A 15,908-nucleotide genomic window follows, 5' to 3' on the forward strand; every position below is an offset into this window, starting at 1 on the left:
CCGGTGCGGTCCGCGCCATTCACTGCATTAACTGCCGCGCACCCAACGCCTACAGGTAGCTTGAGGAATTGATGGCTGAGAACGAGGGCAAGGCCCCCAACGACACGACCGAGACCGCTGCGACCGAGGTAGTCGCGGCTACCGAACGGCCATCGGGTACCGATATGTCGGTATCTGAGCTGCGAGAATGGTTGCGGCGCTGGGTCGCCGACGCCACCGGTCAGCCATTGGAGCAGATCACGGTGGATCGGCCGATGGAGGAATTCGGCCTGGCCTCTCGGGATGCGCTCGCGCTCGGTGGAGATATCGAGGACCTCACCGGTGTGGTGTTGAACGCCACGGTCATTTACCAGCATCCGACCATCGCCTCGATCTCCGAGGTAATCATCAATGGTGAGCCGGATCTGCCTGCGGATGTCGCGGACGACTCCTTCTATACCGCTGGCTTTCAGCCGAACGAGGCGCACGATATCGCCATCGTCGGGTTGTCCACACGTTTGCCGGGTGCGGGGGATACCCCGGAGTCCACATGGGACTTCATCATCAACCGCGGTGACGCCATCCGCGACCTACCCGAGGGCCGCTGGGACGAGTTCAAGGGCGATCCGATGGCCACCGCGGCCATTGAGAACGGCCGAACCAAGGGCGGCTACCTGGACCAGGAAGTGGTCAAGGGTTTCGATTCCGAGTTCTTCGCCATGTCGCCGATCGAGGTCGAGCGGGTCGATCCGCAGCAGCGGCTCATGATGGAGCTCACCTGGGAAGCCTTGGAGCACGCGCGAATTCCCGCGAGTGACCTCAAGGGCGAATCCGTGGGTGTGTTCGTCGGTTCGTCCACCAGCGATTTCATGATCGTCACGGCGATGGGGCTCGGCAAGGCGCCCGATCCGAATGTGCCGATGTCGGCCGAGGCATACGCCCTGCTGGGCGCATCGACGGGCATTATCGCCAACCGCGTCTCCTACTTCTTCGACTTCCGTGGCCCCTCGGTGACGATCGATACCGCCTGCTCGTCCACGCTGGTGGCGGTGCACGATGCGGTGCGCTCGCTGCGCAATGGTGATTCCGATGTGGCGCTGGCCGGTGGCGTGAATATGATTCTCGCGCCGATGGCGACGCTCGGCTTCGATATCAATGGCGCGGTCGCCAAGGACGGTCACATCAAGGCGTTCTCCTCCGATGCCGACGGCATGGTGCGCTCCGAGGGCGCTGGCCTGGTGGTGCTCAAGCGTCTGGCCGATGCCGAACGTGATGGCGACAAGGTCTACGCGGTCATCAAGGGTTCGGCGGTCAACAGTGACGGCCGCTCCAATGGCATCTTCGCGCCGAACCCGGATGCGCAGGCGGACGTCCTGCGCCGTGCCTACCGGGACGCCGGAATCGCCCCGTCCTCGGTCGATTACATCGAGGCGCACGGCACCGGCACCCTGATCGGCGACCCCATCGAGGCGGACGCGCTCGGCCGGGTGGTGGGACGCGGTCGTGACGCCGACAAACCCGCGCTGCTCGGTTCGGCCAAGACCAACTTCGGCCACCTGGAGTCCGGCGCGGGCGCGGCCAGCCTGGCCAAGATCGTTATGGCGTTGCAGCACAACGTTATTCCACCGACTATCAACTACGCCGGGCCGAACCCGTACATCCCGTTCGACCAGGCGCACCTGAAGGTCGTCGACGAGCCCACCGAATTCCCGCGCTACAGCGGCAAGGCCACCATCGGCGTCTCCGGCTTCGGTTTCGGTGGCACCAATGCGCACCTGGTCATCCAGGAATACGTGCCGACCTCGACCGAAACGCCGCAGCCCGCCGCCACCGAGGATGCGCGCGCGGACCTCGACACCGAGACCACCGATGTGGTCGTCGAAGCCGAGAAACTCCTCGAAGCCGTTGCGCCTGAACCGGAATGGGCCGAGCGGGCAGAGCCGCTCCCGGTCATCCTGCCGGTGTCGGCGTACATGCCGTCGCGTCGCCGTCGTGCCGCCACCGATCTCGCCGACTGGCTGGAGACCGACGAGGGTAGCAACACCCCCCTCGAGGATGTGGCGCGTGCGCTGGCCAAGCGCAATCACGGTCGTTCGCGCGGCGTGGTTATCGCCAAGGACCATGCGGAAGCCGTCGCGGGTCTGCGCGCCATTGCCGAGGGCAAACCCGCCGCGGGCGTGTACACCGCCGATTCCCCGGCCGCCAAGGGTGCGCTGTGGGTGATGGCCGGTTTCGGTGCGCAGCACCGGAAGATGGGTAAGCAGCTCTACCAGGAGAATCGGATCTTCCGCGAGGCCGTCGACGAGGTCGACGAGCTGGTCGTGGACGAGGCCGGTTACTCGGTCAAGGAAATGATCCTCGACGACGAGCAGGATTGGGATATCGGTACCGGCCAGGTCGGTACCTTCACCATCCAGGTCGGTCTGGCCGCGGTACTGCGTCAGCACGGCGCGGAACCCGAAGGCGTTGTTGGTCATTCGCAGGGTGAGGTCGCGGGCGCGTACATCTCGGGTGGTCTGAACCTCGAGGACGCCGTGCGCGTCATCTGTGCCCGCTCCCGGCTCATGGGTGAGGGCGAGGCCATGATCACCGATGATCAGGTCCGCAATATGGCTCTGCTCGAATACAGCGCCGAGGATATCGAGAAGGCGCTGCCGGAATACCCGGACCTGGAGGTCGCGGTGTACGCCGCGCCCACCAATACCGTGATCGGCGGTCCGCCGGATCAGGTACACGCGCTGGTCGCCCGCGCCGAAGCCGAGGGCAAATTCGCGCGCGTGCTACAGACCCGCGGCGCGGGCCACACCTCCCAAATGGATGTGCTGCTCGGCGAATTGGCCGCCGAGCTGGCCGGTATCGAACCGACCAAGATGAAGGCCGATCTGTACTCCACCGTCCACAAGGACGGCGTGTACCGCGCGGGCCACGATCCGGTGCACGATGTGGACTACTGGGTCAGGAATATGCGTGGCTCGGTGTACTTCACCTATGCCGTGCGCCAGGCCGTGGACACCGGTATCACGACCTTCCTGGAGCTGGCACCCAATTCCGTTGCGCTCATGCAGGTGCTGGGCACCACCTACGCGGCGGGCGTGCACAATGCCGCGCTCATTCCGACGCTCAAGCGCAAGGAAGACGAGTCGGCGGCCATTATTACGGCGCTGGCACAGCTCTACGTCAACGGCCACAAGGTGGACCTGTCGTCGCTGCTGACCGACGGCGCGTACGCGAACATTCCGCGAACCGCGTTCCTGCGCAAGCAGTACTGGCCCAAGGTCGGTATGGCCTCGGGTTCGGGCAATGGCCGGATTCCGGGCTCGCATGTGGCGCTGCCGGACGGCCGCCACGTGTGGGAGGTGCAGGCCGAGGTCGTGACCGATCTGAGCCTGCTGGTGCAGGCCGCTGCCGCGCAGGTGCTTTCGGATGTGACATCGGGCGCCTCGTACGCCTACGGCCAGATTCCGACCTCCGGAACGCTGACCACCACGCTCACCCCGTATCCGGGTGGAGCGGCGGCGCAGGTCCACGCCAAGGCGGGCACCGCCTTCACACTGCTGTTCGACGGTGTCGTCACCTCCGGTGCCGCACTGCCGGAACCCGTTGCCGTGCCGTCGATCACCGCGCAGGCGGAAAAGCCCGCCGCCGAGGATGCCGTGGTCACCCCCGCCGGTGATCGCTGGGACCCCAATGGCACCCAGACCGTGGAGCAACGCCTGGCGCTCATTGCCGCCGAATCCATGGGCTACTCCGTCGAGGACCTCCCCATGGAGATCCCGCTCATGGAGCTCGGCCTCGATTCGCTGATGGCCATGCGCATCAAGAACCGCGTCGAATACGAATTCGATATCCCGCAGCTGCAGATCCAGGCCGTGCGCGACGCCAGCCTCCTCGAGGTCGGCAAGGTGCTGCGCTACGCCATCGAGCACCGTGACGAGCTGCAGGCCATGGCCGAACGCCAGGCCGCCGGTGAGGGCGAGCTCGCGGTGGACAGCGATTTCGTCTCCGCCGCCCGTGCCGCCATGGCGGCCGGTACCGACCCGCTCGCCGCCGTGGCGGAAGTCAAGCAGCTCAGCGGTGTGGATTCCGGCCAAGAGCACGCCGGAATGACGGATGCCGCACCTTCGTCGTCGGATGTGGACACCTCGCCCTCGTCATCCCGGCATGCTCTTGGCCGGGATCCACAATCCGCCGAGGTCGAAGCCCCGACCACCGCGGCCGATTTCGAGGCGGCACCGCCGCCAGCGGAGACCGACCGGGACAATGTTCCGCCGCGGCATGCCGCCGAACGGCTCGTCTTCGCCGCGTGGGCGATGGTGACCGGTAAGACGCCGGGCGGCATCTTCAACAACCTGCCGGTCCTGGACGAGGCGACCATGACGAAGCTGGCCGCGCGGCTGTCGGAGCGGGTCAAGGCCGAGGTCGATATCGAAGAGCTGCGCGATTGCGAAACCATCGAGCAGATGGCCGAAATCGTTGCCCGCTACCAGGAGAACGGCAATGACGTCGATGGTTTCGTGCGCACGCTGCGTGCGAAGGATCCCGCGTCGAATGCCGTGCCGGTCTTCGTATTCCACGCTTCCGGCGGTAACACCCTGGTCTACGAGCCGCTGCTGAAGCGGCTGCCCGAAGGTACGCCCATGTACGGCTTCGAGCGGGTCGAGGGCACCATCGAAGAGCGTGCCCGCCAGTACATTCCGGAGATTCGGAAGATCCAGCCGGAGGGTCCGTACATTCTGTACGGCTGGTCGCTGGGCGCAGTGTTCGCGCTGAATGTCGCGCAGATCATGCGTGCCGAGGGCGCGGATGTGCGCGAGGTGGGTCTGATCGACCTGGCGATTCCGACCGAGCTGGAGAACGACACACTGGCGGGGCGGATGGACCGTATGCGCCGCTACCAGTCCTTCGCCAAGAAGACCTACGGCTTCGATGGTGAGCTCGACGAGGAACAGTTGGAGGAACTGGCTGCCGCTACCGACTCCGAACAGATCAATATCATTACGGAGCTGGTGAGATTCGCGGATGTCAAGATTCCGGGTGGTGCGCTCGAGCATCAGCGCACATCCTGGCTCGACAGCCGTGAGCTGCAGAAGATCACCCCGTCGCGTTACGAAGGTCACGTGGTTCTTTACCTCGCCGACCGCTACCACGACGGCATTATCGAGCTGGAGCCGCGATTCGCTGATAGGTTGCCCAATGGCGGCTGGGGCGAGCACATCTCGGACCTGGAGATCATCCACATCCCGGGTGATCACCTGCAAATCATCGACGAACCGCGTATCGCCACCATTGGAGCCGACCTCACCAAAAAGCTTGCCGAGATCGACACGACCGCGAAATAACCCGGTCGCGCAACAGGTTCTGCGAAAGTAGGTACAGCCGAAAGGGGACCAGTGAGCACCACCGCCGAAAAACTCGCGGACCTTCGACAGAAGCTGGACGTCGCGAGGGAACCGGCGGGCGAAGCGGGGATCGCGAAGCGGGCACGGAAGGGCATCCCTTCCGCCCGCGACCGGATCAATATGCTCCTGGATCCGGGCACCTTCGTGGAAATCGGTGCGCTGGTACGCAATCCCGGTGATAAGAAGGCGCTGTACGGCGATGGCGTGGTCACCGGGCACGGGCTGGTGGACGGTCGCCCGGTAGCGGTGTTCTCCCACGATCAAACCGTGTACGGCGGTTCGGTCGGTGAGATGTTCGGCCGAAAAGTGGCCGCCATCATGGAATTCGCCGCCAAAATGGGCTGCCCGGTGGTCGGTATCAACGACTCCGGCGGCGCGCGCGTGCAGGAGGCCGTCACCTCACTGGCCTGGTACGCCGAACTCGGCCGCCGCCAGGAACCGCTGTCCGGACTGGTCCCGCAGATCTCCATGATTCTCGGAAGTTGCGCCGGCGGTGCGGTTTACGCGCCCATCAATACCGATGTGGTGGTGGCCACCGAGGCCGCCTATATGTTCGTCACCGGACCCAAGGTAATTCGCGAGGTCACCGGCGAGGATGTCAGCCTCGAGGAACTCGGCGGTGCGCACAGTCAGGCCCAGTACGGCAATATCCACCATGTCGCCAAGGACGAGTCGGCGGCCTTCGAGTGGGTCCGCCACTATCTTTCGTACCTACCGTCCAGCTGCCAGGAACTGCCGCCGATCGTGAATCCCGGTCTGGAGCCGGAGATTACCGAATCCGATCGCGAACTCGACACCTTTGTTCCGGATGCCGACAATGCCGGATACGACATGCACGAGATTCTGCTACGCATCTTCGATGACGGTGATTTCCACGAATTCGGGGAATCCGCAGGGCGAAACATTATCTGCGGCTACGCCCGGGTGGACGGCCGTAGCGTCGGCGTGGTCGCCAATCAGCCCATGGTCTACGCCGGGGCCCTGGACGCCCGCGCCTCCGATAAGGCCGCGCACTTCATCCGAATCTGCGACGCGTTCGAAATCCCGCTGGTGTTCGTCGTGGACACCCCCGGTTTCCTACCCGGGGTGGAGCAGGAGAAGATCGGCGTCATCAAACGCGGCGGCCGGTTCCTGTTCTCCTTCGTGGAAGCGACGGTACCCAAGGTCACCGTTGTTATTCGAAAGTCCTACGGCGGCGGCTACGCGGTCATGGGCTCGAAGCAGCTCGGCGCGGACGTCAATCTCGCCTGGCCGACCGCCCGCATTGCCGTTATGGGCGCGGAAAGCGCCGTCAGCCTCATCGGCGCGAAGACCATCGACGCGGCTCCGGAAGAGCAGCGCACCGCGATTCGCCAACAGATGATCGACTTCTACAACGCCACCGTCGCGACCCCGTGGGTAGCGGCCGAACGCGGCTATATCGACGCCGTCATCGAGCCCGCCACCACCCGCCTGGAGATCCGTAAGGCCCTCCACCTGCTCCGGGACAAGACGATCGCGCGCAACCCCCGCAAGCACCATCTGTTGCCGCTCTGATGACCCGGTGGCGTCTCGCGCCCACCGCCTACCGGGATGGGCGCGAGACTTCTCGTATCCAATTGCAGCACGAGTTGCCTTCGGGCACGCCGATATTACAAAAGCTGTGCTGTCGCCGTCGCGTGTCGGAGCGGCGACCGGCCGGTGGCGACGCGCTTCACCAGGTGGTTGGCGCTTGGATCACGCCACGCCCAATTACGCCGAATCGGTCGGCCGACCCATCCGTATATGAGAGCCTTCAGCTATGACCAGCTCACCGAAGGCCGTACTGGAAGGCGGGCCTGACGGCCTGAAGACGCGGATCGTCCCGATCACGCCGCCTGGCATCGAGTTGCGGGTGGCCTTCGACGACGGCTACGAACGGTTCAAAGTGACAACGCGCTGGCAGGACACCCCGGAGGGGAATCTTCCGGTCTACGAGTGGGTGGCACATATACCGGCGGGGTGAATTCAGGAGTGCTGGGCACGGCGAATGGGTTGCCGCGTCGGTACCTGCACCTGCTCGCGTAGTCGCTGTTCCCGCACCACTTGCCCAGCTTCCTTCCGGATCCGAATGAGAGATGATGGCAGCACTTCCCTGTTGCTATCATTGATGGCGGACAGAAGGAAGTGATGGCAGATGAAGAACGTGACAGTGCGGAACCTGAGCGATGAAGTACATCGTGCGATCCGTCAGCGCGCGGCCGCGCATGGCCGCAGCGCCGAGGCGGAGATTCGCGCGATCCTCACCGACGCCGTGCAACCGGCCGAGCGGATCAAGCTCGGATCGTTGCTAGCCAGCGTCATCAGTCGGGAGCACCGGCTCACCGACGACGAGCAGTCCACCATGTTCGCCCGTGACCGAACCCCGGCCGAACCCATGGGGTTCGACTAGTGATCATTCTCGACACCAATGTCATCAGCGAGTCCACCAACAAAGCACCCGATGCGCGGGTCATGGAGTGGCTCGATGCCCAGACCGTCGAAACCTTGTTCCTGTCCGCGGTCACCGTTGGCGAACTCCGGTATGGCATCGCCGCTATGCCAGCCGGACGACGCCATGACGAGTACGTCGAGTGGCTGGAGAACTGCACCCTGCCGGTGTTCTCCGGTCGCATTCTGCCCTACGACCTAGCCGCCACCGCTGAATACGTACGTCTGATGTCTACTGCCCGCGCCGCCGGACTGGCGATCGGCACCGCCGACGGCATGATCGCCGCCACGGCCGCTGCCACGGGTTTCACCGTAGCCACTCGCGACACTTCGCCCTTCGAGGCGGCCGGAGTAGCCACCATCGACCCATGGCGGTAGCTCACTGTCGAAACCAGCAACGTGCCCCCTTCCTAGTCGTGGGAAGGGGGCACGAGGTGTCGGAGGTGGGACTCGCTAGGCGCGGAGCTTCCCGGGTGACCAGAACCCCGACCGGGTGGCCTCGCCCGTGGTTATCTGCGCGGGTGTGGCCGGGTAGTGCTGGTCGTAGCGCTCCAGCGAACCCCAGTCCCGGGCCCAGTCGTTCTTCATATACGTCGGGATGGTGACCGAGCCCGCCAGCATCTGCGTGAAGCCCAGTGGTCCACCGAATTCCTCTGCCTGCCAGGTATTGGTGGAGCTGACCGCGAGGGGGCGGTCCGGCAGGATGCGGTAGTTCGGGACCTCGGCCACGCCGTAGCGGTGGTCGAACGGCCGCTGGCAGGGGAATTGCAGGCCGACGGCCCAGTCCAGCAGCACCGGCTGGGTGCCGCCGATATAGCTGTTGAGCGACTCCAGCTTCGGTACCCGCGGCGGGGTGAAGGCCAGCCACTGGTCACCGATGAGGATCGGATCCTTGGCATGGATGCGCACCACGTCGGCATCGCCGGGCAGTTCGTCGAGCGGCACCCGCACATTGCGCCAGGACGGGGCCGGGCCGATATCGCGCGGCCGGTAGGCGCCGAGCGATTCGATGCTGCCATCGGGCAGGCGGCGGCCGTAGTCGAGGAACAGGTCCTGACCGTAGGTCATGCGGCCGGTGTCGTCGAAGGACATCATGCGTCCGGCCACCGACATCACCACCAGCGGTGAGTCATCCGAACGCGGCGGCAGCTGGTACCAGCTGGAGTACAGCTCGGCGGGCTGTTGCACGCCGTCCTGCCAGCTGCCCATGACCGGCGTGGTGGCCGGATCGAGGCCGAAGGGCAGGGCGGCGGTGGAGCCGTTGACGCCTTCGGTACCCGTACCGCCGCCGGTTCCGGCGTTCTCGCCTTCGGCGAAGGCCGGACCGACGGTCTGCGTGGAGGTATTGCCGGTGCCCGGCTTCACCTCGACGCTATCGGCGTCCAGATTCTCGGCAACACCATTGGGGGAGAAGCCGACCGGCTTCGTACCCGCCAGGTGATCGCCGTTCAGTGGCGGACGTTCCGGATCCTCGATCGGGGTCAGATTGCCCCCGTTCGGATCCGCTTCCACCAGTACGTCATTGGCGAGCCCGCACGAATTACCGCCCAGCGCATCGAAATTCGAGCGCGCGAGGGAGTAGGCCGGATACTGCGAGTACGCGCCCTTCGCCAGTGACGCCACCTCGAACAGCACCATGAGCGCGGCCACCACGGTCAGCGGAATGGCGGCGAATTTGCGAATCCGCCTGCCGCGCGCGGTTTTCGCGCTGGCGGGCGGTTTGGCATAACCCTCGCGTAGCGACTGCCAGGCGACCAGCGCCAGGGCGAGGCCGAACAGCATGAGCATGAGGGTGTTGGACTGGTATCCCGACAGCGAGACGCGCTTGTCGTACCACGGCACACCGAAGCTGGAGACGTACCAGTACCCGTTGATACCCGAGAACGAGATCGCGAGGGTGAACAGCAGACCCGCCAGGAACACCGACCGGTTCTTCCGCGACCGCAGCGCGGTAGCCGACACGGCCACGGCGGTCACCGCCGCCAGCGATCCCGCGATACCCGCGTACGCGCCGAAGTGGTGCGTCCACTTGGTCGGGTTGAACATCATGAAGAAGATGGTGCCGAACACCACGCCCATCAACCGCCAGGTCGGAGCGCTGGCGATACCGGCCACCCGGCGTCGCCGCAGCAGAATCAGCATGGTGGTGATGAGGCACAGGATCATGACGAGGAAGGCGAACCGGCGCGCGAGCGAGCCGTCCACGGTTTCCACGAACAGGTAGTAGTAGCGCAGGTAGTCCTCGTACCAGGCGAGATTCGGTCCCGTCGCCTGCCGCACCCGGTTGGCCTCCATGATTCCGGCGAAGGTCTGATCGCCGAAGATCACCACGAGCACCAGGAAACCGGACGCGGCGATGGGGGCCAGCAGCGCGGTGGTACCGAACCGCTTGCGCTGGCGCACCACAATGCGCACCAGCGGGCGGATGGCGACGAGCAGCGCCGCCACACACATCAGCCCGGTGGGCGCGGCCGCGAGGGTGAAGGCGGCGACGAGTATCGCGACCGCCGCGGGCAGCAGCCGTGAGGTGGCAATGGCCCGCTCGATGGACACCCAGGTCAGCAGTGCGCCGAGCGCCACGATCGGCTCCGAGCGCAGGCCGTTGTCGTAGGGCAGCCAGAACGCCAGGAACACCAGCCCGCCGGTCCACAGCGCCACCTGGGAATTGCGGACCGCACGGCCGAGCCGGGGTACGACCTCGCGGCTGATGATCAGCCAGCACGCGATACCGCACAGCAGCGCCGGAATCCGCACCCACGGGCTGGCGGTGGAGATTTCGGCGAAGGTCGCAATCACGTTGTAGTACCAGCCGAACGGCGCCTCGGGGACGCCGAACCAGCGGAAGTAGTTCGCCGTATAGCCCGCGTGCGGAGCGACGCGAACCATGGACAGGATGTAGCCGTCGTCGGAGGTGTTCGCGCCGACGAAGTGCCACAGCGTCAGTGTGCCTATCACGGCACCGTCGGCCCAGGTCGGCTTCAGCCAGTGCCGCGGGAAGATGCGCCGATGTCCGCGCCCGTCGGCGGTATCGAGTTTGCCGAGCGCACCCATGGCGAGCAGCGTCAGCGCGATCGCGCCGATAATGGCGACCAGCTTGGTGACGGTGGGAGTGGAGGAGAAACGCGAATCCACCGTCATATGGAACGAAAGGCCCTCCGGCACCGCGCCTTCCATATCGGTGAAGACGCCGACCACCTGCGGGCGCAGATCACCGAGCAGCTGCCCCTCCAGCGGCACCTCCAGGGTTTCGATACCGCCGCCGGAGGTGGGCTGTTCGATGGTGCGGGTCAGCCCGTCGAATGTCGCATAGGTGCGGGTGCTGTCGGAGGTGATCATGATCTGGCTGCAGTCGTTCATCTCCGACCGCTCCGCCGACGCCACCACGGCATTGCGATCGAGGACGTCGACCGTATCGCCCGACACCCGGACGAACAGCCCCTGCAGATCGGCCTCTTTACCCTGCGGCGGCGCGGTCGCCAGCAGGATGCCGCCGCGCGGATCGGCCAGCTGGTTCACCGCCGAACAGGGAATGGTGACCGTCAGATCGGTCGGCACCTGCGACATGAGCGGCGCCTGAACATTGCCCAGCGTCCCCTGCTGCGGCCAGTCGACCACCGCCGTGGTCTGTGTGACCGGTAGGAATGGCGTGGCCAGTGCGAGCAGCGCACCCAGGAGGCCCGCGACAATGGCAATCACCTTGGCGACGCGGAAATCGCGTGCGGTGGCCGTCGGGGTTTCGGGTGGTGTCGGCTTAGTCAGGACAGCGGTGGCGTCGGGCACGGTTGCTGATCGTAGCTCCCCGCCTCCCTGGGTACCCGGTGCGCGGCCGAGATCTCTTCCGGGATGGAGGGCGAGCCTGTCGCCGGGTCAGCCGAGTTCGTCGATGTTCAACAGATCGGCAGGGTCGAGCGTGATCGAGAACGGGTCGCGGACGGTGAGCACGTTTCCGGCGGCCACGGCGTCCAACCTCTCGTACGATCCGTCGACCAGACGGTATACCTGGATGCGCGGATGTGGCTCGAGGTCGACGATCCAGTAGTTCGGGATTCCGGTGTTGGCGTAGTCGACCAGCTTGTCGACGCGGTCAACATGTTCGCTGCCGCTGCGCCGTGACACGATTTCGGCAACGAGCAGCAGGTCACGCCCATAGAAGGTCCTCGCGTTGTCCTCATGGGCGGCTCGTGCGGCATCCAGTTCTATGACACCGATGTCCGGCTTGCGCACTCCTGCCGGAGTGGAGATGTCCATTGGGGCTTGCACATAGACCTTGGTCTCGGCGACGCGCGCGGCCGCCCGCATCAGATCACGCAGGATCTCGGCAGCCATATCGTGGCGAGCGCTGGGCGACAATGGGATCAGCCAACCGTCGGCAAGTTCGTAGCCTTTACCCTCGTCTGGCAACGCATCCAGGTCATAGATCGTGTAGGGGCCGAAGGTGTGGTCGTGGGCGACACTCACGATGTCCTTCCTTCCCGTGCGTCGATGTCCAGCCAAGGGTATCCCGGCGTTGGCTCGGCTGCCGGTGCTTACCGTCACCGTGCTCGGATCGGGGCATCCTCGGCCCAGCCCGGGCGGGTTTCGACAGTTACATCGAGTTGGGCGGGTTCGGCCTCCGGGACGTACGGGGTGAATTTCTCCAGGGAGCCCCAGTCGCGGCCCCAGTCGTCATCCAGGTAGGACGGGATGGTCTGCGCCTTCAGCAGCAAACCGGTCCAGCCGAGCGGTCCGCCGCCGATATCGTCCTGCCAGGCATTGGAGGCGTCGGAGCCGACCCGGTCGGGCAGGATGCGCCACTGCGGAACCTCGGCCACCCCGTCGTGGTGGTCGAACGGTCGCTGGCAGGGGAAGGCGAGCCCGACGTGCCAGTCCTCCAGGACCGGGGCCGTCTCTCCCACAACGGAATTCAGCGTGGCCAGCTTCGGCAGTCGTGGCGGGGTGACCGCCAGCCACTGCTTCTTGGTGATGTCGGCGTCATTGGCGACGAGCCGAATGGCGTTGGCCGCCACCGGAATCTCGTTCAGCGGCACCCGCAGGTTCCGCCACGAGGGCGCGGGGCCGATATCGACGGGCCGGATCCGCCCCACATCGGTCATGGTGCCGTCGGCGGCGCGGGTGCCGTATTCCACCCACAGGTCCTGCCCGTAGGTTTCGACGCCGTCCTTGTCGATGTACCGGATACGTCCGGCGGCGGTGATCGCCAGCACCCGATACGCGGGATCGTCGCGCATGCTGTCGGTCAGATCGAGCCGGTACCACTGCGAGGTCAGCGTGGCGATCTGCTGGTTGTCGTCGGTGTAGCTGCCGAGTACGGGCGTGCGCGCCGGATCGAGTCCGAACGGCAGTGCCACGCTACTGCCATTGATACCGGTCTGCCCGGTGGTACCGCCGCCGGTACCCGCGCCGGTGGTGCGGCTGGTCTTGTTATCGTCGGTCCCCACCGAATTGGCGCTGCCCGTGACGGTTTCCTCCGCATCCGCGGTGAGGTCGGAAGCCACGCCATCGGGGGTGAATCCGGTGCTCTCCGCGGCCAATCCGTCGGCGGCCGAGCCTTCGTAGGGCTGGAGCAGTGAATCGGCGGTATCGGTTTCCACCAGAACGTCATCGGCGAGCGAGCACGGATTCCCGGCCAGCGCACGCAGATTCGATTCGGTAATGGAGTAGGCCGGGTACTGGGTGACGGCCGCCTTGGCCAGCGACGCCACCTCGAACACCACGATGGCGGCCGCCGCGATGGTGAGCGGCATTGTCGCGAATTTATCGAAGCGCCGAACCGTCCCGGTGGATTTCGCGTACGGCTCCCGGTAGTGCTGCACCAGCGCCACCAGCAGACACAGCACCGCCAACCCGAGGAACAGGGTGGAGAACCCCTTCCCGCCGATGGACGGAGCCTTGTCGAACCACGGCACCCCGTAGCTGGAGACATACCACCAGCCATTGGATCCGGTGAAGGTCATGGCCAGCAGGAAGAACACCGCCGCCGTGAACAGCGTTCGATTGCGTGGTGAACGAATCCCGTTGATACCCACGGCGACTGCCGCGAGACCAGCCAGCGAACCCGCCAGCCCGGCATACACGCCGAAGTGGTGGGTCCACTTGGTGGGCGTGAACATCATCAGGAACAGCGCCATGAAGACGATGCCCAGAATCCGTGCCGACGGCCCGCGCGAGGTGCCCGGGATCCGGCCGTTCTTCCGCAGCATGACGAAGGCGCACACAATCAGGCACAACAGCATGGCGAGCACCCCGAACCGGCGGGCCAACGACCCGTCGGGGGAGAGCATGAGCAGCGAATCCCAGCGCGTGCGTTCGTCGAACCAGGCCACATTCGGCCCGACCAGGGTGCGGACGCGGGTCGCCTCCATCACCGTGGCGAGGGTCTGATCCGCGAAAACCACTGCCAGTACCAGGGTTCCGGCCGCCAGTCCCGGGGCGATGAGCGCGGCGTAGCGCAGCAGCGCCGAACCACGTTGCCGTGCGGTGCTTCCCGTCATTCCGGCATGCTTTTGGCCGGAATCCACACCGTCGCCACTACCGGAGCCCGAAATCGCGGCGCGATCGGGCTTCGCCCGCTTGATAATGATCTGCAGCACCGGTCGCGACCCCGCGACGAGCGCGGCAATGCAGATCAGCCCCGTCGGCCCGGCGGCCAGCGAGAAGGCCGCGATGAGAACACCGATGGCGGCGGGCAGCAGTCGTCCGGTGGCAATGGCGCGTTCGATGGAGCACCAGGTGAGCAGGGCGCCCGCCGCGATGAGCGGTTCGGGTCGCAGCCCATTGTTGTAGGGCAGCCAGGCGGCCAGGAATACCAGTCCGGCCGTCCACACCGCCACATTGTCGCGGCGCACCCGAGCACCCAGGCGCGGCAGCACTTCCCGGCTGATCACCAGCCAGCACACGATTCCGGCGAGGAGCGAGGGCAGTCGCATCCAGGGGCTGGCATCGCTGATGCGGGTCATCTGGGCCAGCGCCTCGTAGGGCCAGCCGAACGGCGCTTCGGCGACACCGAACCAGCGGTAGTAGTTGGCCATGTACCCGGATTCGCGCGACGCCCGGGCCATATTCAGGATGTAGCCGTCATCGGAGGTATTGGCCCCCATGAAATGCCACACGACCAGCGTGCCGAGCATGACGACATCGGCCCGGCTGAAACGCCACCAGTGCGCGGGCAGGAAGCGGCGGGAGCGGCGGCCGTCGCGGGTATCCAGAAAATACAGTGCGATCAACGCGATGAGCGTGAACACCGCGGCCCCGATCATGGCGAGCCGCTTGATCAGGCTGGGGCTGGAGCTGAAGCGCGCGTCGATCTCGGCAACCGCCACGGACGCACCGAGCTGATCGCGTGGCAGGTCGGTGAACATGCCGACCAGCTGCGGTCGGGCATCGCCACCCACGTGCCCGGCGAACGGCGTGCCGTCCGCGCGTGCGGCTCCGGTGATCTCGGTCCGCGTCTCGGTGGCATCGGAGCTCACCGTCAGGGACCCGCAGTCGGAAAGTTCGGCGATGGGCGCGGACAGCAGTGGAATATTGCGCACCAGGACCTGTACGGCCGGCCCGGACTCGGGTTCCTCGACCCGCACGACCAGGCCCTTGTTCACCGCCTGCCCGGATGCCGAGGGAACGGTCGAGAACAGCGTCCCGGCGGCGCCTTCGCGTCGCAGCACCTCACATGGCAGATCCACCATGAGGCGCAACGGCGTATACGACACCAGGGGCGCGTCGATATTCGCCGTATCGCCCTGGGGCCAGGTCAGTGTCGGCCGGTCCTGCTCGATCGGCAGAATCGGGGTCAACACCGCCAACAGCACTCCGAGGAGTCCGGATATCAGGGCGATCAGGCGGATGCGATGAAACGCTCGGGTGTCTTCGCGCACGATCGCTGATGCTATCCACCTGGGTTGGGTGGCATGGGCACCACGCCCGGCTGGGAGGTGGTCGGCTTCCTCGGAAGCTGGGGTTGGGGGCGGTTTTTGTTGGTTGGCTGTGGGACTGACTGCTGTTCTCGGGGCCTACGTAGCCGGGTTGGGTGCGGACGTTTCCGTTCCAGCGGGTGTTCGGAGGCCGGGCAATTTTTATGTGGTGGCG

8 protein-coding genes are annotated in these 15,908 nt (G+C 65.7%); 5 read left to right on the plus strand and 3 right to left on the minus strand.

The window, feature by feature from the left end:
• The first annotated feature begins 71 nt into the window (after window positions 1-71).
• From pks13 to NU1_RS02075, 5 genes are all read left to right on the plus strand, one after another.
• Window positions 72-5,318 carry a polyketide synthase Pks13 gene (pks13, locus tag NU1_RS02055; RefSeq protein WP_084520895.1) on the plus strand — a complete coding sequence of 1,749 codons (5,247 nt, stop codon included), beginning with the start codon at window positions 72-74 and terminating at the stop codon, window positions 5,316-5,318.
• Window positions 5,319-5,369: 51 nt separating this feature from the next.
• Complete coding sequence (locus tag NU1_RS02060) at window positions 5,370-6,914, plus strand: acyl-CoA carboxylase subunit beta (protein ID WP_067516732.1); 1,545 nt, start codon at window positions 5,370-5,372, stop codon at window positions 6,912-6,914.
• A gap of 244 nt (window positions 6,915-7,158) precedes the next feature.
• Window positions 7,159-7,362: a DUF5988 family protein gene (locus NU1_RS02065; protein WP_067516734.1), complete on the plus strand. Its 204-nt coding sequence runs from the start codon at window positions 7,159-7,161 to the stop codon at window positions 7,360-7,362.
• A 171-nt stretch (window positions 7,363-7,533) separates the two neighbouring features.
• A complete protein-coding gene (locus NU1_RS02070; RefSeq protein WP_067516736.1) occupies window positions 7,534-7,788 on the plus strand; it encodes a FitA-like ribbon-helix-helix domain-containing protein in 255 nt (84 codons plus the stop codon).
• Complete coding sequence (locus NU1_RS02075) at window positions 7,788-8,204, plus strand: type II toxin-antitoxin system VapC family toxin (protein WP_067516737.1); 417 nt, start codon at window positions 7,788-7,790, stop codon at window positions 8,202-8,204. The genes NU1_RS02070 and NU1_RS02075 overlap by 1 nt, the downstream gene beginning before the upstream one ends.
• 75 nt (window positions 8,205-8,279) lie before the next feature.
• Here NU1_RS02075 and NU1_RS02080 read toward each other — a convergent pair whose 3' ends face one another.
• The 3 genes from NU1_RS02080 to NU1_RS02090 form a co-directional block, all read right to left on the minus strand.
• Complete coding sequence (locus NU1_RS02080; RefSeq protein ID WP_067516739.1) at window positions 8,280-11,606, minus strand: arabinosyltransferase domain-containing protein; 3,327 nt, start codon at window positions 11,604-11,606, stop codon at window positions 8,280-8,282.
• 87 nt (window positions 11,607-11,693) lie between these two features.
• Window positions 11,694-12,362 (minus strand): Uma2 family endonuclease, encoded by a 669-nt coding sequence (locus NU1_RS02085; protein WP_169814984.1) that lies wholly within the window; start codon window positions 12,360-12,362, stop codon window positions 11,694-11,696.
• Window positions 12,359-15,697 (minus strand): arabinosyltransferase domain-containing protein, encoded by a 3,339-nt coding sequence (locus NU1_RS02090; protein WP_067516743.1) that lies wholly within the window; start codon window positions 15,695-15,697, stop codon window positions 12,359-12,361. Before NU1_RS02090 ends, NU1_RS02085 begins: the two co-directional genes overlap by 4 nt.
• Window positions 15,698-15,908 lie beyond the last annotated feature (211 nt).

Origin of the sequence: Nocardia uniformis NBRC 13702 (genome assembly GCF_001613345.1) — a bacterium.
Lineage (GTDB): Bacteria > Actinomycetota > Actinomycetes > Mycobacteriales > Mycobacteriaceae > Nocardia > Nocardia uniformis.

Coding starts and splice junctions, on each gene's coding strand:
- NU1_RS02065 (WP_067516734.1), top strand. CDS start 7,159: ATGACCAGCTCACCGAAGGCCGTACTGGAAGGCGGGCCTGACGGCCTG.
- NU1_RS02070 (WP_067516736.1), top strand. CDS start 7,534: ATGAAGAACGTGACAGTGCGGAACCTGAGCGATGAAGTACATCGTGCG.
- pks13 (WP_084520895.1), top strand. CDS start 72: ATGGCTGAGAACGAGGGCAAGGCCCCCAACGACACGACCGAGACCGCT.